Origin of the sequence: Actinosynnema pretiosum, from assembly GCF_024171695.1 — a bacterium.
Lineage (GTDB): Bacteria > Actinomycetota > Actinomycetes > Mycobacteriales > Pseudonocardiaceae > Actinosynnema > Actinosynnema pretiosum.
In genome coordinates this window covers 371,180-388,781 of record NZ_JAMTCF010000002.1, presented here as the reverse complement: position 1 = coordinate 388,781, position 17,602 = coordinate 371,180, and the positions used below count along the sequence as shown (strand labels likewise).

Here is a 17,602-nt window from a genome sequence, read left to right as displayed (position 1 = left end):
GACGACGTGTGGAGGTGATCGGGTGCGCGACCGAGGGCACCTGACGTTCGCGCTGGCGCTGCACGACGCGCTGGCCCCGGACCGCGCCCGCCCGGCCTGCTGGTCGCCGTACTCGGTGGCGAGCGCGCTCGCCCTGCTGGCCGAGGCGGGGCGCGGGCCGACCCGCGACGAGGTGCTGGCGCTGCTCGGACCCGGTGGCCCCGAGCTGGTGCGGGAGAGCGGGGTGGGCGAGCCCGCCGAGTTCGCCGTGGCGAACACCCTGTGGGCCGCCGACGACCTGCCGCTGGTGGACGGCTTCCTGCGGCGGCTGGCCGACTGGCCCGGTGGCGCGGCCCGCTCGGCCCCGTTCGCGGCGGACCCCGATGCCGCCCGCGCGCTGATCAACGCGGACGTCGCGCAGACCACCCGCGATCTGGTCCCGCAGCTGCTCCGGTCGGGCTCGGTGCGGGCGGACACGGTGTCGGTGCTGGTCAACGCGCTGTACCTGAAGACCGCGTGGGTGACCGCGTTCCCGGAGGGCGCGACCGCCGACCGGCCGTTCCACACCCCCTCCGGGACCCGCCCGGTCCCGACGATGCGGGTCACCGCGAACGCCCGGCACGCCGCGCGCGCCGGGTGGCAGGCGGTCGCGCTGCCCGCCGAGGGCGGGGTGGAGCTGGTCGTGCTGCTGCCGGACGGCGAGCTGGGCGCGCTGGACGGCGTGCCCGAGGTGCTGGACGGGCTGGAGCACCGGCGGGTGGACCTGTCGCTGCCGAGGGCGCGGCTGGAGTTCTCCGCCCTGCTGGGCGGGGCGCTGCGCGGTCTGGGCGTGCGGTCGGTGTTCGGCGGGGACGCGGACCTGACCGCGCTGAGCCCGGACCCGAGGCTGGTGGTCGGCGAGGTGGTGCACGAGGCGGTGCTGCGGGTGGACGAGCGGGGTCTGGAGGGGGCGGCGGCGACGGCGGTGCTGATGCGCTCGGCGGCGTTCCGCCCGGCGCAGGAACCGCTGGTGGTGCGGGTGGACCGCCCGCACCTGCTGCTGGTGCGGCACGCCCGCACCGGGGCGGTGTTCTTCCTGGCGCAGGTGGTCTCGCCGTAGGGGCGGCGCGGGACCGGTGGGCCCCGCGCCGCCCGAGCGTGATCAGCCCGCGCCCGGCCCGATCAGCTCCACGTCCCCCCTGCGCGCCGCCCACTGCTCCACGGCCTGGCGGCACGCCTGGTCCTGGTGCCGCACGCCCGCCATGTCCAGCCGCAGCCTGCGGTCGCCCGGCACCGCCTCCAGGCGGTCCAGGAGCTGGGGCAGGCGCAGGAAGGTCGCGTTGCCGCGCACCTCCACGCGGTCGCCGTCGACGGTCACGCTCAGCCTCGACACGTCCCACGCCGTCTTCACCACCGCCGCCAGCAGGCCGGCGAGGGTGCCGGTCAGCAGGTCGGTGGTGACGATCAGGGCCGCCGTCAGCACCAGCACCGCCGCCTCGGCCCGGTCGGTCCTGGCCAGCGCCAGCACCCGGCGCGGTTCCAGGAGCTTCCAGCCCGCGTGCACCAGCAGGCCCGCCAGCACCGCGAGGGGGATGAACGCCAGGGTCTGCGGCAGCAGCGCCACGAACACCAGCAGCCACACCCCGTGCAGCACCCTGGACGCCCTGGTGCGGGCGCCCGCGTCGACGTTCGCCGCGCTGCGCACGATCACCGCCGTCATCGGCAGCGCGCCGACCAGGCCGCACAGGGCGTTGCCCACGCCCTGCGCGACGAGCTCGCGGTCGTAGTGGGTGCGCGGGCCGTCGTGCATCCGGTCGACGGCGGCGGCGCTGAACAGGCTCTCCGCCGACGCCACCAGCGCGAACGTCAGCACCACCCCGATCAGCGCGGGTGTCACCGGGGCCTCGCCGACGAAGGTCAGCTCGTCGGCCAGGGCGCCCACCCGGATGCGGGGCACGTCGACCAGCACCGCCACCGCGCTGGCGACCACCACGGCCACCAGCACGCCGGGCACCTTCGCCAGGCCTGCGGGCGCGCGCCGCTTCCACAGCACGGCGACGACGACGGTCAGCGCGCCGAGCGCCGCTGCCGGGCCGAGCAGGTCGGGGACCAGCGCGGGCAGGCCGAAGAACTTCTCGGCCGTCGTGCCCGGCGCGCCGCGTCCCACCAGCGGGTAGAGCTGCCCGAGGATCAGCACCAGGCCGATCCCGGCCAGCATCCCCTGCACCACGGCCGGTGAGATGGCCCGGAACCAGCGGCCCAGGCGCAGCGCGCCGAGGAGCACCTGGAGCAGGCCCGCGCCGAGCACGATCAGGCCCAGCGAGGCCGCGCCGTGCGTGGCGACGGTGTCGGCCACCAGGACGGTCAGGCCCGCCGCCGGGCCGCTGACCTGCATGGTGCTGCCGGGCAGCAGGCCGACGACGACGCCGCCGACCACGCCGGTGACGATGCCCAGCTCGGCGGGCACGCCGGAGGCCACCGCGACGCCGACGCACAGCGGCAGCGCCACCAGGAAGACCACGAGCGAGGCGCCGAGGTCGGGGACGAGGGTGGACCCGATGCGGGTTCTCCGGCCCGGCCCGCGCTCGCGGGGGACGGGCTGCTGGAGCTGTTCGGTCACTGGGGGCTCCGTGAGGTTCGTGGGGGTGGCTTCCGCACTCGCGGGAGGGCTCGCCGCAGGGTTCGCGAGCGGGCTCACAGGGGGCGGAAGCCCGCGGCCTCGAGCGCGGGGCGGCGGTGGCCCTCGGACCCGGTGCGCGCGGTGGGCTGCGGCTCGTGCGTGGACACGACGCCGGTCTCGATGTCGTAGAACCAGCCGTGGACGCGCACCGCGCCGCTCGCGACCCGCTCGGCCACGAACGGGTAGCGGGTGAGCGCGTCGAGCTGGGTGAGCACGTGCCTGCGGCCCTCGGGGCGCAGGGCGGGGTCGTCGGCGCGCTCGCCGGGCGTGAGGTGCTCGGTGAGCCAGCGGCGCAGGTGCGGGAGGTGGTCGAGCGGGTCGTCGGCGTGCAGCGCGCGCACCGCCCCGCAGTGCGAGTGGCCGCAGACGACGATCTCCGAGACGGCCAGCTGGACGACGGCGAACTCGATGGTGGCGATCTCGGCGCACGACGAGTCGGGGGTGAAGCGCGGGATCACGTTGCCCGCGGTGCGCAGCTCGAAGAGGCTGCCGGGTTCGGCCCCCGTGATCGCCGAGGGGACGATCCGGGAATCCGCGCAGGTGATGAACAGGACGGTCGGTGATTGGCCCTGGGCCAGCCTGCGCCCGGCGTCGACCGGCCTGCGGTCGGCGTGCGTCCTGGCGTGCTGGACGAGAGAGGTGAATTCCACTGTGCGCTCCGCTGATCGATTGTCACTGCTCCCGCAGGAATGCGGTTTCTCCTCGCGGTGGGGAATTTCGGCGAGGGGTGGCGCGGCGCGGTGGATCAGTTGCGGAAAACCTGGAGGGCTGGTGGGGACGTCCACGGGTCGGCGTCCGGCTCGGCGGGCGGGGCGGAGATCGTGGCGGGCGGGTTCGACCGGCCGGGGAAGGCCGGGCGGGCGACGGGGCGGGTGGGGCGCTCGCGCCGCTCCTCCAGGGCGCCCGCCCGGAACTTGGGGGCTTCGCGCAGCTCGCGGGGGATCTTCTCCTCGCTGCTGGAGTGGCCCCCGGAGTGCCCGCCGTGCGAGCGGACGGCCGCCGGGTCGACCTCGCAGGTGAGGAAGGCGGCCACCAGGGCGAGCACGAGGAAGATCGCCGACGAGCGCACCGCAACCACCTCCCCGATCGTGGGAATCGGCGACTGTTTGTCCGATTCGTGACTCCAGTGTCACAGGGGAGGGTGACGCGGTGGTTGAAGACGTCCCAGCTTTACTCCGTGGCGACGAAGTATCACCCGGTAGTTGGTGAGATGGAACATGCACACGGTTTCACATTACTGACCGTGACAGAAAAACGTGAAAGAATTTCCATATCACGGTGTTATCACGGTGAATTCTCCACCCGGAAGGGTGAGCGGTGGAATCAGCTTTCCCCGCCGATGCTTTCGGGGACCGCTCCCGGAGACCGGCGGCTCACCCGTGGACGCCGGACGGCGCCCGCGCGGTGGTCGCGCGGGCGCCGTCCGGGGAGGCGTCAGGAGAGGCGTCGGGGGGCGGTCAGGCCCCGATCAGCCGGGCCGCCAGGTAGCCCTCGATCTGGTCCATGGACACCCGCTCCTGCGACATGGTGTCGCGCTCGCGCACGGTCACCGCGTGGTCGGTGAGGGTGTCGAAGTCGACCGTCACGCAGAACGGCGTGCCGATCTCGTCCTGCCTGCGGTACCGGCGGCCGATCGCCCCCGCGTCGTCGAACTCCACGTTCCAGTGCTTGCGCAGCGCGGTGGCCAGGTCCTTCGCCTTGGGCGACAGGTCGGCGTTGCGCGAGAGTGGCAGCACGGCCGCCTTCACCGGCGCGAGCCTGCGGTCCAGCCGCAGCACGACCCGCTTGTCCACGCCGCCCTTGGCGTTGGGCGCCTCGTCCTCGGTGTAGGCCTCCAGCAGGAACGCCATCATCGGACGGCCGACGCCCGCCGCCGGCTCGATCACGAACGGGCGGTAGCGCGAGTTCGTGGCCTGGTCGAAGTACGACAGGTCGACGCCCGAGTGGTTCGAGTGCGTGGTGAGGTCGAAGTCGGTGCGGTTGGCGATGCCCTCCAGCTCGCCCCACTCCTGGCCGCCGAAGCGGAAGCGGTACTCGATGTCGACGGTGCGCTTCGCGTAGTGCGAGAGCTTCTCCGCCGGGTGCTCGTAGTGCCGCAGGTTCTCCTGCGCGATGCCCAGCCCGGTGTACCAGCGGGTGCGCTCGTCGATCCAGTACTGGTGCCACTGCTCGTCGGTGCCGGGCTCGACGAAGAACTCCATCTCCATCTGCTCGAACTCGCGGGTGCGGAAGATGAAGTTGCCCGGCGTGATCTCGTTGCGGAACGACTTGCCGATCTGGCCGATGCCGAACGGCGGCTTGCGGCGCGAGGTGGTCTGCACGTTCAGGAAGTTCGTGAAGATGCCCTGCGCGGTCTCGGGCCGCAGGTAGTGCAGGCCCTCCTCGGTCTCGACCGGGCCGAGGTGCGTCTTGAGCAGGCCGTTGAACATGCGCGGCTCGGTGTACTGCCCGCGCGTCCCGCAGTTGGGGCACGGCACGTCGGAGACGTCGCCCTCGGCGACGTCCTTGCCGGTGCGCTCGGCGTACTCCTCGGACAGCGTGTCCTGCCGGAACCGCTTGTGGCAGGAGTTGCACTCGACCAGCGGGTCGACGAACGCCTCGACGTGCCCGGAGGCGGTCCACACCTCGCGCGGCAGGATGACGGAGGAGTCCAGCCCGACGACGTCCTCGCGCCCGCGCACCATGAAGTTCCACCACTGGCGCTTGATGTTGTCCTTGAGCTCGACCCCGAGCGGCCCGTAGTCCCACGCGGACCGGGTGCCACCGTAGATCTCGCCGCACGGGTAGACGAAGCCACGGCGCTTGCAGAGGCTGACGACGGTCTCGATGCGATCGGCTGCCACGGGGAGCTCCATCGGGGCTGGCAGGGAAAACGGATGCGTCAGGGTAGTCCCCGGCCCGCGCTCCCCATCGGGCGACCGTGGGCGGGTGTGGATCACGGGCGGTGATCGCGGCGGGGCGGGGGAGCCCGACAACTCCCCCGCCGGACGTCACGCGCTCCGCCGCCGCCCGGTGGCCACGGCCAGTGAGAGGACCGGGGCGGACCGCCCTGGCAACGCGCTCCCGCCCAGGGGCGACAGCAGGTCCTTCACCGCGATCCAGCGGGGCCGCCACACCTGGTCGACCTGCTCGGCGGACTGGTCGAGCCCCGCGTGGAGCAGTGCGTCGACGGTGTCCCAGGAGGGCAGGGCATTCCCCGCGAAGGCGCGCTGGAAGGTGCTGATCGACCCTCGGGGCTTGGCCCGATGAGCCAACTCCCGCAGGGACGGCTCACCAGCCTCTCGGCGAGCCCGCCGGAGGGAGAGTGCGAATTCCTCGACCGCGCGGGCGATCTCGGGATCGGAGTGGGGCATGGGGACCTCCTGCCCGTGCGAGGCCCTCGGGTCCCGCACGGGGTTCGGCGCTGTCAGGTCGTCAGGTCACAGCACGGCGGGGACGGGGGCGCCGCCGCCCGAGCCGTCCCGCCCACCGGAGCCAGGGGTGTTGAGCAACCGGATCGCGACCTCGGCCGCCGCAGCGGCGACCAGCCCGGCAGCGGTGGCGCTCTCCGTCCCGGAGAACCCGGCGACCAGGAACGCCGCGAGCATCGCGGGCGCGACCACGCCCGTGATCCACAGGAAGCACATGAAACGAACCTTCGCCTGCACACCTCTCTTCACCTGGACGTCCCCGCTGTTCGAGACGTCCCTGAACGTGAAATCAACGAAGTTGACCGACCTGGACGTGGGTCTGATCCACGACATCTCCCGAAAGCTGGGCTGGCAGGCCCCAGGAGGCGCAGAGGCGACTATATCCGAATCGTCAAAGAGAGGTAGCGAGCGAGAACCGAATCAAGAGGACCGCTCGACATCGGCCGCAGGAGGTTCCGAGACAGCTCGCATCGACTACGCGAAATTCATCCCCCTATGCTCCGCAATAGTGCGGAGCTATACCGGATGCGGTACGGGAGACTCATACTCCCGGCGCACAACGCCCCGAGAAGGCGTGGGAGAGGGCGAAGGGCCCCCCACCGCCATGGGAGGCCCTTCTTCAGTCCCGATGCCCACGTCCAGGTCACGTGCAGCGGAAGAGAGCTCCGGGATGTCCAGGGGGAGTCAGACCTCGGGCAGTTCCCGCGCCGCTCCTCGGGGTGAGGACATCACCGCACCCCCGTCGCCGGGAATTCCGTGATTCAACGTCGGGGACAGCGAGCACGAGGAGCAGCGGAGCCGTCCTGCTCTCGGTGCCGGAAAAATTCCAAATTCAACGGCATCGATCCTCAAAAAAGTCCCCTCCCGCAAACCGCTCCCCACCGGCGGGCGACACCGAGCCCCGAGCGGGGTGCCGCGACGACCAGAGTGGCCGAGAAGAGAGTTTTTAGCAAGGAGGAGCGCCCGGTGAACCGGATTGGAACGACGTGAAACGTTCTGAATCGAACAGGGTCACCGACACCGCTCCCCGCCCGGTAACCTGACGCGCTTATTCCCGCACCCGCCCGGCGCGCCCCGCTACCGGGGCCTGCTGCTCGGCTCCGCCGCCTCCCCCAGCCGGACCGTGAACGCGTCGCTCGCCACCAGGCTGGTCCTGCGGTCGACCTCGCCGCCGCTGGCCGCGAGCAGCGGCTCGTACGTGCCGGACTGCTCGGCGATCGCCTCGGACAGCAGCGGCACGACCGCCTCGCGCACCGGGAACGGGGACAGGGCGCGGCGGTAGGCGACGACCGACTCGAACTCCGCCGTCAGCGCGTAGCGGTCCGGCTCGTCCATCGAGCGGGCCAGGTCGGCGCGCAGGCAACCGGGTTGGGCGGTGAGCAGGGCCAGCGCCTCGGCGGCCCTGGCGGTGAACTGCTCGGCTGCCTCTTCCGGGACGTCGAACCTGCACACGAGCAACATCGGGCAAGCCTCCCACGGGCCCGCCCCGCCGCCCGGCTCGGGCCGCGACCGGGGACCGCCTCGGGAACGACCTCGGGGTCGGGCCGGGGAGCGCCTAGTATTGGGGGTGAAAATCCATGCCAAGTGGGAGGCGCCGTGACGGTTGGGGTGAGGGGCGAGCACGTGCACTCCCCCGGTCGCGAGGCGCCGCGCCCGGCCCCGGCCCGCCCGCCGACCGGCACCCTGGAGGCCGCGGGCGAGCTCCTGCGCGCGCTGGCCGCGCCGGTCCGCATCGCGATCGTGCTGCAGCTGCGCGAGTCCGACCGCTGCGTGCACGAGCTGGTCGAGGCGCTGGGCGTGGCCCAGCCGCTCATCAGCCAGCACCTGCGCGTGCTCAAGGCCGCGGGCGTCGTGCACGGCGAGCGGCACGGCCGGGAGGTGGTCTACCGGCTCGCCGACGAGCACCTCGCGCACATCGTCGTCGACGCGGTGACGCACGCGGAGGAGACCACTCGTGGTATCAACGAGGCCCGTACGTCCCGGACGGAGGACCTGTGACGACAAGCGAGCGTCCCGGCACCGCGGTGCCGGGGCTGCGTTCCACCAAGCAGCGCACCGCCGTGTCCAAGCTGCTCGACCAGCTCGACGAGTTCCGCTCGGCCCAGGAGCTGCACGAGGAGCTGCGCAAGCGCGGTGAGGGCATCGGTCTGACCACGGTCTACCGCACCCTCCAGTCGCTGGCCGAGGCGGGCGAGGTGGACGTGCTGCGCACGGACTCCGGCGAGGCGATCTACCGCCGCTGCTCCGCCCACCACCATCACCACCTGGTGTGCCGCCACTGCGGCCACACCGTGGAGGTCGAGGGACCGGCGGTGGAGAAGTGGGCGGACCGGGTCGCCGAGGAGAACGGGTTCTCCGCGATCAGCCACACCGTGGAGATCTTCGGCACCTGCGCGGACTGCACGGCCGCCCGGTCCTGACCGGAGCGCGCCGCCCGGAACGCGGCACCGCGAACGACGCCCTGCCCCGGACCCGCCAGCGCGGGGGTCCGGGGCAGGCGCGCGTCAGCCCTCGTACGTCTCCTGCGGCGCGGTGATGGCGACGACCTCGCGCACGGTGAACGTCGGCACGTACGCGGTCTCCACGGTGGCCGTGCCCGGCACGTACCGCCCGGTCACCTCGACCCACTGGTCGGTCGCCCACGCGCCCATGTCCGCGCCGGTGAGCAGCACCTTGATCGGCCGGGCGTCGGCGGCGCAGCACGAGATGGCCAGGCGCGCCACGTAGACCTGACCGTCGACCCGCGCCACGAACCCGGTGAGCTTCACGGTGCGGTCGTCGAGCGAGCCGGAGTCGTCCCAGGCGGTGCGGGTGACGAACTCGGTGATGGTCAGCGGCACCACCGCGTCGTCCGCGAGCGGCGCGAACCCGCCGGTGGCCGCCTGCGCCTGCGGCTGCCCGTCGTCGGCCCGGCTGACGCTGTCCGAGCCGAGCGCGGGCGGGCTGATCAGGAACACCGCGAGCACCGGCAGCAGGAGCAGCCACGGGCTGCGGCTGCCGCCGTGCTCGTGGTCGTCGTGGGCCTCGGACCCGCCGGAGGTCGCCTGGGCGTGCTGGGCCCGCACGTCCCGCACGATCGCCACCAGCGCCAGCAGCACCATCACCACCCCGGTGGCCACCAGCCACGGTTGCAGCGACGCCTTCACGTACCGCAGGTACGTCCCGGTCAGCGCCAGCTTCAGCAGCGCGCCGCCGAGCAGCACGAGCAGCACGTTCTGGGTCTCGCGCCTCACAGGAACACCCACCCCGACACCAGCGCGCAGGCCACCGCCACCACGAACGTGGCAGGCGCGAACCGCGCGGCGAACTTCCGTCCGAAAGCGCCCGCCTGGAGCGCGACGAGCTTCACGTCCACGGCCGGCCCCACGACCAGGAACACCAGCCGGGGCAGCAGCGGCAGCGCGGACATCGACATGGCCACGAACGCGTCGGCCTCGCTGCACAGCGCGAGCACGACCGCCAGCAGCGCCATCACGAGCACCGCGAGCGCGATCTGGGCGCCCAGCGTCTCCAGCCACGCCGTGGGCACCAGCACGTTGAACACCGCCGCGAACAGCCCGCCGAGCACCAGGAACCCGCCCGCCTCGACCAGGTCGTGCCGCGCGGTCTCCGCGAACACCGCCCACCGCGAGCGCCCGTCGCGGTCGGGGATGCGGCGCAGCGCCCGCTCGGCGATCCACTCGGCCTTGCCGAAGCGGGTCCACAACCAGCCCATCACCACGGCGGTCAGCAGCGAGCCGACGAACCGGGCGGGCACCATCAGCGGCGCGTCCTTGAACGCCACGGCCGTGGACACCAGCACCACCGGGTTCACGGCGGGCGCGGCGAGCAGGAACGCCAGCGCGGCGGCGGGCGCGACGCCCTGCTGCATGAGCCGCCTGGCCACCGGCACCGACGCGCACTCGCAGCCGGGCAGCGCGACACCGGCGATCCCGGCGACCGGCACGGCCAGCGCGGGGTTGCGCGGCATGGCGCGGCGCAGCAGGGAGGCGGGCACGAACGCGGCGATCGCGCCGCTGATGAGCACGCCGAGCACGAGGAACGGCATGGCCTGCACGCACACCGCGACGAAGACCGTGGCGCCGGTGCGCAGCGCGGGCACGTCGAGCACCCCCACCAGCCAGTCCTGCAGCAGCAGGGCCAGCACGAGGAGGCCGCACAGGACCTCCAGCGAGGTGACGCGCCAGCGGGCGCGCGGGCGGCGCGGCCCCCTGATCTCGCCAGTGATTGTCATTGCCGAGATGATGCCACGCCGCTCACGCGTTCGGAGGAACGACCGGGGAACGGGCCGGGAAGTCCCGGCGCGGACCGGCCCCGCCGGGACCGGTCCGCGCCCGCTCCGGGGACTAGACCTCGTCCTCGTCGTCCTCCTCGTACTCCTCCTGCAGCTCGTCGATGGTGGCCAGCACGTCGGCCACGTCCTCGACCGGCAGCAGCGGCTCGACCACGGCGTGCACCTTGCCGCGCCGCTGGGTCACCACGGACTCGGCGAGCGCCACCGCGTCGTCGCGCAGGTAGGGCCCGCACACGAAGCTGCCCCAGTCCTCGCCGCCGGAGGCCTCGAAGGTGACCGCCCAGGGCAGGCCCTCGACCTCGTCGGCGTCCTCGGGCTCGTACACCACAACGCCACCCATGATCAGGCTCCGCCTTCCGCTCTGGCCAGCAGTTCGCCGCGCAGCTGCGAGGCGGTGGAAACGACGAGCATCAGCAGGGTGCTGAGCGGCTCGGGGTCGAGGCCCTCCGCGGGGAAGGCGTAGCGCAGGGTGACGTCCATGCCCCGGTCGGTGTGGATCACGCCGAGCGTGCCGAACAGGCCCTGACCGGCCCGCTCGGCGGCCGACGAGGCCAGGTCGGGGCTGTGCGGCAGGTCCCAGGCGACGACGCAGGTCAGGCTCAGCACGGTCAGGCCCTCGGCCAGCCGCATCGCCTGCACCGCGCAGGGGACGTCGCCGTGCCGGAAGCTCAGCGCGCCGTCGTCGTCCACGTGCACCTCGTGGAACAGCTCCAGCGCGGTGCGGGCCGAGGTGAGCAGCCGGGCGGTGACCTCGGCGTCCTCGTCGGTCACGAGGTCTCCTCATCGGGTTCGGGGGCGTCGTCCGGGCCGGGGTCGGGCCCGGTGCGGTCGTCCGGCTTGTCGATCGCGCCGCCGAAGCGGCGGTCGCGCATGGCGTACTCCTCGCAGGCGCGCCACAGGTCCTCGCGGCTGAAGTCCGGCCACAGGATGTCCTGGAACACCAGCTCGGCGTACGCGGACTGCCACAGCATGAAGTTGGACGTGCGCTGCTCGCCGGAGGGCCGGATGAACAGGTCGACGTCGGGCATCTCCGGCTGGTACAGGTAGCGGGCGATGGTGCGCTCGTCCACCTTGTCCGGGTTGATCTTGCCCGCGGCGGCGAGGCGGGCGATCTCGCGGGCGGCGTCGCCGACCTCGGCGCGCCCGCCGTAGTTGATGCACATCGCCAGGTTGAGCGTGGTGTTGTTCTTCGTCCGCTCCTGCGCGGACTCCAGCTCGGTGACGACGCTGCGCCACAGCCGGGGCCTGCGCCCCGACCAGCGCACCCGCACGCCCAGCTCGTCCAGCTCGTCGGTGCGGCGGTGGATCACGTCGCGGCTGAAGCCCATGAGGAAGCGGACCTCCTCGGGGCTGCGCCGCCAGTTCTCGGTGGAGAAGGCGTACAGCGACAGCCACTTCACGCCCATCTCGATGGCGCCCTTGGCGGCTTCGACCACGTTGGCCTCGCCGCGCTTGTGGCCCTCCACCCGCGACAGGCCGCGCTGGTTGGCCCAGCGGCCGTTGCCGTCCATGACGATCGCGATGTGCTTGGGCACGAACTCGGCCGGGATCGCGGGGGGTTTCGCGCCCGACGCGAGGGGTTCCGGGGGCCGTGGTGCGCGCGTCTCGCGCTCGGCCCTCCTGCGGCGGAGCATGACTGTCCTCTCGGGGTTGGTGCGGAGGCGGCTCTTAGTTCTCGGCGGTCGACTGCCTGCGCTCCACCAGGGGAAGCGACCGGAGCTGGCGCTCCAAGTGCCACTGGAGGTGCGCCGCGACCAGCCCGCTGCCCTCGCGGCGCGGACCGGTCGGGATCTCGTCGACCACGTCCCACTCGCCGTGCAGCAGCGCGGCGAGCAAGCGCAGCGTCTCACCCGATGGTGAGGCGCTGCCGGGCGGGCGGCAGTTGGCGCAGACCACCCCGCCCGCCTGCACGTTGAACGACCGGTGCGGGCCCGGCTCGCCGCAGCGGGCGCACTCGCCCACCGCCGGGGCCCAGCCCGCGAACGCCATCGCGCGCAGCAGGAACGCGTCGAGCAGCAGCGACGGGTCGCGCCGCCCGTCGGCCAGGGCCCGCAGCGCGCCGGTGACCAGCAGGTACAGCCGCAGGGCCGGGGCGTTCTCCTCGGAGGTGAGCCGGTCGGCGGTCTCCAGCACGGCGCAGCCCGCCGTGTACCGCTGGTAGTCGTCGACCAGGACCACGCCGAACGCGTCGATCGTCTCCACCTGGGTGATGACGTCGAGCGTGCGGCCGGGGTGGAACTGCGCGTCGACGTGCCCGAACGGCTCCAGCCGCGCCCCGAACCGCGACGAGGTGCGGCGCACGCCCTTGGCGACCGCGCGCAGCTTGCCGTGGCGCTGGGTGAGCAGCGTGATGATCCGGTCGGCCTCGCCGAGCTTCTGCACCCGCAGGACCACCCCCGTGTCCCGGTACAGGTTGGCCACCTAGAACCCCAGCCTGCGCAGCTGCTTCGGGTCGCGCTGCCAGTCCTTGGCGATCTTGATGTGCAGGTCGAGGTAGACGCGGGTGCCGAGGAGCTTCTCGATCTGGCGGCGGGAGGTGATGCCGACCTGCTTGAGGCGCTCACCCCGGTGGCCGAGGATGATCGCCTTCTGGGAGGGGCGCTCCACGAACACGTTCGCGTGAATGTCGACCAGGTCGTCGCGGCCCTCGCGGGGCAGCATCTCCTCCACCACGACGGCGATGGAGTGCGGCAGCTCGTCGCGCACGCCCTCCAGCGCGGCCTCGCGGATCAGCTCGGCGACCAGGGTCTGCTCGGGCTCGTCGGTCAGCTCGCCGTCCGGGTAGAGCGGCGGGCCCTCCGGGAGCTTGCCGAGCAGCAGGTCGGAGAGGGTGTCGACCTGGTAGCCGTCGACCGCGGAGACCGGGATGATCTCGGCGAACTCCATCACGTTCTGCAGCGCGATCAGCTGTTCGAGGACCTGCTGCTGGGGGACGAGGTCGGTCTTGGTGACGATGCCGATGACGGGGGTGCGCTGGGCGATCTTGGCAAGCTCGGCGGCGATGAACTTGTCGCCGGGGCCGACCTTCTGGTCGGCGGGCACGCAGAACCCGACCACGTCCACCTCGGACCAGGTCTCCCGGACGAGGTCGTTGAGGCGCTGGCCGAGCAGGGTGCGCGGCCGGTGCAGGCCGGGGGTGTCGACCAGGATCAGCTGGCCGTCCTCGCGGTGCACGATGCCCCGGATGGTGTGCCGGGTGGTCTGCGGCTTGCTGGAGGTGATCGCGACCTTGGTCCCGACCAGCGCGTTGGTCAGCGTCGACTTGCCAGCGTTCGGGCGGCCGACGAAGCACGCGAAGCCGGAGCGGTAACCATCCATCCGCCCATTGTCCCTGGTGTCCGTTCCCGCCCGCCGCCGGGCGGGGAGGGGCAGGGCGCGGATGCCCGGCAGAACGCGGGCGGGCGGGGTTCGGGTGGGCGGCGGGGCGGGATCGGGCGCGACGGCGGGCGCGAGCCGCCCGTTCGGGGGGACGGGCGGGTGGGACCGCTCCCGGCGGGTGGGGCCCGCCGGGAGCGGTCGTCGGGCGGCTCAGCCGACGGGGCGCAGGCCCAGCGCGCGGACCGTCTCGAAGCCCCACCACCCGGCGTCCTCGGCCGCCGCGCCCGCTCGGGCGACCGCGCGCCAGTCGTCCCGGTCCAGGACGGCGGCGTACGCCGCCCGATCGGTCGCGGTGGGGAACTCCGCGTCGTCCGCCAGGAGCATCCGCAGGAGCAGCAGCGTCCTGCGGTAGCGCGTCCAGGTCGGCCGTTGGCGGGACAGGTGGGCGGCGTGAGCGGCCAGCACGCGCCGCGCGGGCTCGTAGTCGTGCAGGACGATCGCGCTCGGGCCGCTCTCCGCGAGGAACACCAGCAGCACGCCGGTGTGGTCCACCAGCGCGTCGTCCGCGTCCGGGCGAGCCATGGCGCCCTCCAGGTCGGCGCGCTCGGCCACCTTCCGCACGAAGTAGTGGTTGAGGTAGTCGCCGTCGCAGGCGTGGCGGAGCAGCCAGTGCCGCAGCTCACCGGCGGCGGAGCGGCAGATCTCCTCGACCGCGAGCACCCGCTCCCAGCCCCTGCTGCGCTCGGCCACCCAGAGCAGGTGGTCGGGCAGGCCCCGCAGCACGCTGAGCGCGGCGACGACGCAGGAGTCGTCCAGCGCGAGGACCCGCACCAGCTCCGCGTCGGCCTCCCCCGGCACGGCTCTCGGGACGAGCGGCGCGCTCAGGTCCAGCCAGGCCACCAGCAGGGTGAGCCCCGCCATCACCTCGGCGGGTGCCGTGCCGTGCCGCACCAGCCAGAGGCCCGTCCGGTGGGCGCGGTCGGCTCCCGCGCGCCGGGCCGCCGCGCTGATCGACTTCCGCCCGTGCAGCGGGAAGGTCAGCCCGCGCGCCGCGCGCGCCAGTGCCGCAGGATCGCGGTCGGGATCGGCGAAGTGGGCGTCCAGCACGCGGACGATCGCCCGCTCCTGGGCCTTGTCCTCCCCGTCCACCCACCGGCGCCGCTCGGGAGGGGGGTTCGTGAGGACCTCGGGCAGCGGCCCGTCCGGGGCCGCGCGGTGCAGGCGGGTGAGCATCGCGCACCAAGGGGGTCGGGGGCTCGCCCCGATCACGTCGCTCACCGGAGAGCGGTGCGCTCGATTCCGTTGATCATGAACCCATGATCCGCCCCCGCGTGCGCGCGGCGCAAGCGGGGGCGCCCGCCCACCGGGGACACCGGCAGGCGGGCGCGGCTCACTTCTTCTTCGCCTTCTTCGCCGGCTTCGGCGGTGACACCCGGTTCAGCGCCAGCCGCTCCGGTAGCGGGCCGCCCGCGTCCAGCCAGGACGCCACGTCGTCCACCACGCCGTCGTCCAGCGCGAACCCCAGCCACACCGGCTGCTGGCCGCGCGGCTTCACCACCAGCACGTTCGAGCTCTCGCACGCGTCCAGGCAGTCCGCCGTCCGCACGCTCAGCCGCCCGCCCGACGCCGCCGCCAGCTCGCGCAGCCTGGCCAGCTGGTGCTCGTGGTCGAAGTCCGGGTGCTTCTTGACCGTGCCGCAGCAACAACCCCGGCACACCGTCACGTAGTCCCGCACCTACGCCGTCTCCACGACCGCGCCCGAGCCGTCCGCCCGGAACACCGGCGCCGACGCGCCCAGGTCGCGCACGGCCGCCACCGACGCGGCGTCCAGCGCGTCCGCCCCGGTCACCACCGCCGCCGCCTCCAGGCCCTCGGCGCCGCTGGCCACCGCCGCCGCCACCGCAGCCTGCAGCGCCGTCAGCGCCAGCGACGGCAGCGCGACCGTGGTCGCCGCGTAGGTGCGCCCGTCGGTGTCCCGCACCGCCGCGCCCTCGGCCGCGCCCGTGCGGGCCCGCGCCGACCTGGCCAACGTCACGATCTTCTGGTCCTCCGGACCGAGCTCACTCATCGCCGCCGCTCCCCTCGTCGTCCTCAGCGGGCCTGGCCAGCGGGCGCACCAGCACGGTCGTGATGCGCATCCGGCCCCGCTCGTCCTTGCCGCCCTCGGCGCGCATCCGCAGGCCCGCGATCTCGGCCTCCGTCCCCGGCAGCGGGACCCGGCCGAGGCGCTGCGCCAGCAGACCGCCGACCGTCTCCACCTCGTGGTCGTCCAGCTCCGTGCCGAACAGCGTGTCCAGGTCGTCGACGGGCAGCCGCGCGCTCACCCGCACCGCCCCGTCCGCCAGGTGCTCCACCGGCTGCCGGTCGTCCGTGTCGGACTCGTCGGTGATCTCCCCGACGATCTCCTCCAGGATGTCCTCGATGGTCAGCAGCCCGGCCGTGCCGCCGTACTCGTCCACCACGACCGCCAGGTGGTTGCGCGACAGCTGCATCTCCCGCAGCAGGTCAGCGACCGGCTTGGTGTCCGGGATGAACGCGGGCGGGCGCATCACGTCCGACACGAGCTTGCCGTTCGGCTGCTCGGACAGCGCGATCCGCACCAGGTCCTTCAGGTTCACCACGCCGACGATGTCGTCCACGCTCTCGCCGATCACCGGCACCCGCGTGTACCCGGTGCGCAGCGACAGCGCCAGCGCCTGCCGCACCGACTTGGCCTGCTCGATCCACACGATCTCGGTGCGCGGCACCATCACCTCGCGGGCGATCGTGTCACCCAGCTCGAACACCGAGTGGATCATCTCGCGCTCGCCCTCGTCGACGACGCCGCGCTCCTGCGCCATGTCGACCAGCTCGCGCAGCTCCACCTCGGACGAGAAGGGCCCCTCGCGGAAGCCCTTGCCCGGCGTGATCGCGTTGCCGACCAGGATCAGCAGCTTGCTCAGCGGCCCCAGCACCCGGCCGAGCACCCGCACCGGCGCGGCGGCCAGCAGGCTCACCGCGTACGGGTGCTGGCGGCCGAGGGTGCGCGGGCCGACGCCGACCAGCACGTACGACACGACCAGCATGCTCGCGCCCGCCGTCAGCACCGCGACCCAGCCCACCGGCACCAGCCGGAAGCTGACCACGGTCACCAGGACCGTCGCGGCCAGCTCGCAGCCCAGGCGCAGCAGCAGGAGCAGGTTCACGTGCCTGGGCCGGTCGCCCAGCACCAGCATCAGCTGCTTGGCGCCGGGCCTGCCCTGCCGCAGCAGCGCCTCCACGCGGGCCCGCGACACCGTGCCCAGCGCGGCGTCGACCCCGGCGAACGCGCCCGCGCCCAGGATGAGCAGGACGGCCAGCACCAGCAGGCTGGTGGAACCGGCGATCACCCCGGCCGCCTCAGGCGCTCGGCTCGGCGGGTTGCTCGGGACCGTCGTCCTCGAGCCCCGCCGCGCCCAGCAGCTTCGAGTCGGCCGCGCGCTGCGCCGTCTTCCGCTCGGCCTCCGCGATCGAACCCCGGTAGTCGCCCAGGATGCGGTTCTGGAGCGTGAACATCTCGCGCTCCTCGGCGGGCTCGGCGTGGTCGTAGCCCAGCAGGTGCAGCACGCCGTGCACGGTCAGCAGGTGCAGCTCGTCCATCAGGCTGTGCCCGGCCTTGGCGGCCTGGTCCTCGGCGAACGCGGGGCACAGCACGATGTCGCCCAGCAGCGCGGGCCCGAGCCCGGCCGCGTCGGGGCGGCGGGCCGAGTCCAGCTCGTCCATGGGGAAGGCCATCACGTCGGTCGGACCGGGCAGGTCCATCCAGCGCTGGTGCAGGTCGGCCATCACGTCCAGCTCGACCAGCAGCACGGACAGCTCCGCCAGCGGGCTGACCCCCATGCGGTCCAGCGCGAACCGGGCGGCGGCGACGATGGAAGCCTCGTCGACCTGCGCGCCCGACTCGTTAGCGATCTCGATGCTCAC

The 17,602-nt window shown here is 73.2% G+C and carries 22 protein-coding genes; 3 read left to right on the top strand and 19 right to left on the bottom strand.

The window, feature by feature from the left end; genetic code table 11:
- Positions 1 to 22 precede the first annotated feature (22 nt).
- Positions 23 to 1,078, top strand: a complete 1,056-nt coding sequence (locus LV78_RS05050; protein ID WP_253843544.1) for a serpin family protein — start codon at positions 23 to 25, stop codon at positions 1,076 to 1,078.
- A 42-nt stretch (positions 1,079 to 1,120) separates the two neighbouring features.
- Here the strand turns inward: LV78_RS05050 and LV78_RS05045 are convergent, their stop codons facing one another.
- The 7 genes from LV78_RS05045 to LV78_RS05015 all read right to left on the bottom strand — a co-directional run bounded on the left by LV78_RS05045 (position 1,121) and on the right by LV78_RS05015 (position 7,509).
- A complete protein-coding gene (locus LV78_RS05045) occupies positions 1,121 to 2,578 on the bottom strand; it encodes a SulP family inorganic anion transporter (RefSeq protein ID WP_253843543.1) in 1,458 nt (485 codons plus the stop codon).
- A gap of 74 nt (positions 2,579 to 2,652) precedes the next feature.
- The gene (locus LV78_RS05040; RefSeq protein ID WP_253843542.1) at positions 2,653 to 3,288 is read right to left on the bottom strand and encodes a carbonic anhydrase; all 636 of its coding nucleotides are present in this window, start codon (positions 3,286 to 3,288) and stop codon (positions 2,653 to 2,655) included.
- A 95-nt stretch (positions 3,289 to 3,383) separates the two neighbouring features.
- On the bottom strand, positions 3,384 to 3,716 hold the full coding sequence (locus LV78_RS05035) for a hypothetical protein (RefSeq protein WP_253843541.1): 333 nt from the start codon (positions 3,714 to 3,716) through the stop codon (positions 3,384 to 3,386).
- 379 nt (positions 3,717 to 4,095) lie between these two features.
- Positions 4,096 to 5,481 (bottom strand): glycine--tRNA ligase, encoded by a 1,386-nt coding sequence (locus LV78_RS05030; protein ID WP_308208676.1) that lies wholly within the window; start codon positions 5,479 to 5,481, stop codon positions 4,096 to 4,098.
- 147 nt (positions 5,482 to 5,628) lie between these two features.
- Positions 5,629 to 5,991, bottom strand: a complete 363-nt coding sequence (locus tag LV78_RS05025) for a hypothetical protein (RefSeq protein ID WP_253843539.1) — start codon at positions 5,989 to 5,991, stop codon at positions 5,629 to 5,631.
- A 66-nt stretch (positions 5,992 to 6,057) separates the two neighbouring features.
- Positions 6,058 to 6,264, bottom strand: a complete 207-nt coding sequence (locus LV78_RS05020) for a hypothetical protein (protein ID WP_253843538.1) — start codon at positions 6,262 to 6,264, stop codon at positions 6,058 to 6,060.
- Between the two features lie 861 nt (positions 6,265 to 7,125).
- A complete protein-coding gene (locus tag LV78_RS05015) occupies positions 7,126 to 7,509 on the bottom strand; it encodes an antibiotic biosynthesis monooxygenase family protein (protein WP_253843537.1) in 384 nt (127 codons plus the stop codon).
- Between the two features lie 135 nt (positions 7,510 to 7,644).
- On the opposite strand from LV78_RS05015, the gene LV78_RS05010 reads away from it, so the two are divergent.
- Positions 7,645 to 8,046 carry an ArsR/SmtB family transcription factor gene (locus LV78_RS05010; protein ID WP_253843536.1) on the top strand — a complete coding sequence of 134 codons (402 nt, stop codon included), beginning with the start codon at positions 7,645 to 7,647 and terminating at the stop codon, positions 8,044 to 8,046.
- Positions 8,043 to 8,468: a Fur family transcriptional regulator gene (locus LV78_RS05005; protein ID WP_015800103.1), complete on the top strand. Its 426-nt coding sequence runs from the start codon at positions 8,043 to 8,045 to the stop codon at positions 8,466 to 8,468. Before LV78_RS05010 ends, LV78_RS05005 begins: the two co-directional genes overlap by 4 nt.
- 84 nt (positions 8,469 to 8,552) lie before the next feature.
- On the opposite strand, the gene LV78_RS05000 is transcribed toward LV78_RS05005, so the two are convergent.
- The 12 genes from LV78_RS05000 to ybeY form a co-directional block, all read right to left on the bottom strand.
- Positions 8,553 to 9,281 carry a TIGR03943 family putative permease subunit gene (locus tag LV78_RS05000; protein WP_253843535.1) on the bottom strand — a complete coding sequence of 243 codons (729 nt, stop codon included), beginning with the start codon at positions 9,279 to 9,281 and terminating at the stop codon, positions 8,553 to 8,555.
- A complete protein-coding gene (locus LV78_RS04995) occupies positions 9,278 to 10,282 on the bottom strand; it encodes a permease (RefSeq protein WP_253843534.1) in 1,005 nt (334 codons plus the stop codon). Before LV78_RS04995 ends, LV78_RS05000 begins: the two co-directional genes overlap by 4 nt.
- A 112-nt stretch (positions 10,283 to 10,394) precedes the next feature.
- On the bottom strand, positions 10,395 to 10,682 hold the full coding sequence (locus LV78_RS04990) for a hypothetical protein (protein WP_253843533.1): 288 nt from the start codon (positions 10,680 to 10,682) through the stop codon (positions 10,395 to 10,397).
- Between the two features lie 2 nt (positions 10,683 to 10,684).
- Positions 10,685 to 11,113: a YbjN domain-containing protein gene (locus LV78_RS04985; RefSeq protein ID WP_253843532.1), complete on the bottom strand. Its 429-nt coding sequence runs from the start codon at positions 11,111 to 11,113 to the stop codon at positions 10,685 to 10,687.
- The gene (locus tag LV78_RS04980; protein WP_253843531.1) at positions 11,110 to 11,976 is read right to left on the bottom strand and encodes an isoprenyl transferase; all 867 of its coding nucleotides are present in this window, start codon (positions 11,974 to 11,976) and stop codon (positions 11,110 to 11,112) included. The genes LV78_RS04985 and LV78_RS04980 overlap by 4 nt, the downstream gene beginning before the upstream one ends.
- A 34-nt stretch (positions 11,977 to 12,010) precedes the next feature.
- Positions 12,011 to 12,763, bottom strand: a complete 753-nt coding sequence (gene recO, locus LV78_RS04975; protein ID WP_096491909.1) for a DNA repair protein RecO — start codon at positions 12,761 to 12,763, stop codon at positions 12,011 to 12,013.
- Positions 12,764 to 13,660 (bottom strand): GTPase Era, encoded by an 897-nt coding sequence (era, locus tag LV78_RS04970; protein ID WP_253843530.1) that lies wholly within the window; start codon positions 13,658 to 13,660, stop codon positions 12,764 to 12,766.
- Between the two features lie 210 nt (positions 13,661 to 13,870).
- A complete protein-coding gene (locus tag LV78_RS04965; protein ID WP_253843529.1) occupies positions 13,871 to 14,938 on the bottom strand; it encodes a hypothetical protein in 1,068 nt (355 codons plus the stop codon).
- A gap of 112 nt (positions 14,939 to 15,050) precedes the next feature.
- Entirely contained in the window at positions 15,051 to 15,395 is a 345-nt protein-coding gene (locus tag LV78_RS04960) for a (2Fe-2S) ferredoxin domain-containing protein (protein WP_253843528.1), read from the bottom strand.
- The gene (locus LV78_RS04955; RefSeq protein WP_253843527.1) at positions 15,396 to 15,728 is read right to left on the bottom strand and encodes a cytidine deaminase-like protein; all 333 of its coding nucleotides are present in this window, start codon (positions 15,726 to 15,728) and stop codon (positions 15,396 to 15,398) included.
- Positions 15,721 to 17,025 carry a hemolysin family protein gene (locus LV78_RS04950; RefSeq protein ID WP_253843777.1) on the bottom strand — a complete coding sequence of 435 codons (1,305 nt, stop codon included), beginning with the start codon at positions 17,023 to 17,025 and terminating at the stop codon, positions 15,721 to 15,723. The genes LV78_RS04955 and LV78_RS04950 overlap by 8 nt, the downstream gene beginning before the upstream one ends.
- A gap of 13 nt (positions 17,026 to 17,038) precedes the next feature.
- Positions 17,039 to 17,602 (bottom strand): rRNA maturation RNase YbeY, encoded by a 564-nt coding sequence (gene ybeY / locus LV78_RS04945; protein WP_253843526.1) that lies wholly within the window; start codon positions 17,600 to 17,602, stop codon positions 17,039 to 17,041.

Coding starts and splice junctions, on each gene's coding strand:
- LV78_RS05025 (WP_253843539.1), bottom strand. CDS start 5,991: ATGCCCCACTCCGATCCCGAGATCGCCCGCGCGGTCGAGGAATTCGCA.
- LV78_RS05015 (WP_253843537.1), bottom strand. CDS start 7,509: ATGTTGCTCGTGTGCAGGTTCGACGTCCCGGAAGAGGCAGCCGAGCAG.
- LV78_RS04955 (WP_253843527.1), bottom strand. CDS start 15,728: ATGAGTGAGCTCGGTCCGGAGGACCAGAAGATCGTGACGTTGGCCAGG.
- LV78_RS04990 (WP_253843533.1), bottom strand. CDS start 10,682: ATGGGTGGCGTTGTGGTGTACGAGCCCGAGGACGCCGACGAGGTCGAG.
- LV78_RS04995 (WP_253843534.1), bottom strand. CDS start 10,282: ATGACAATCACTGGCGAGATCAGGGGGCCGCGCCGCCCGCGCGCCCGC.
- LV78_RS05020 (WP_253843538.1), bottom strand. CDS start 6,264: ATGTGCTTCCTGTGGATCACGGGCGTGGTCGCGCCCGCGATGCTCGCG.
- LV78_RS04980 (WP_253843531.1), bottom strand. CDS start 11,976: ATGCTCCGCCGCAGGAGGGCCGAGCGCGAGACGCGCGCACCACGGCCC.
- era (WP_253843530.1), bottom strand. CDS start 13,660: ATGGATGGTTACCGCTCCGGCTTCGCGTGCTTCGTCGGCCGCCCGAAC.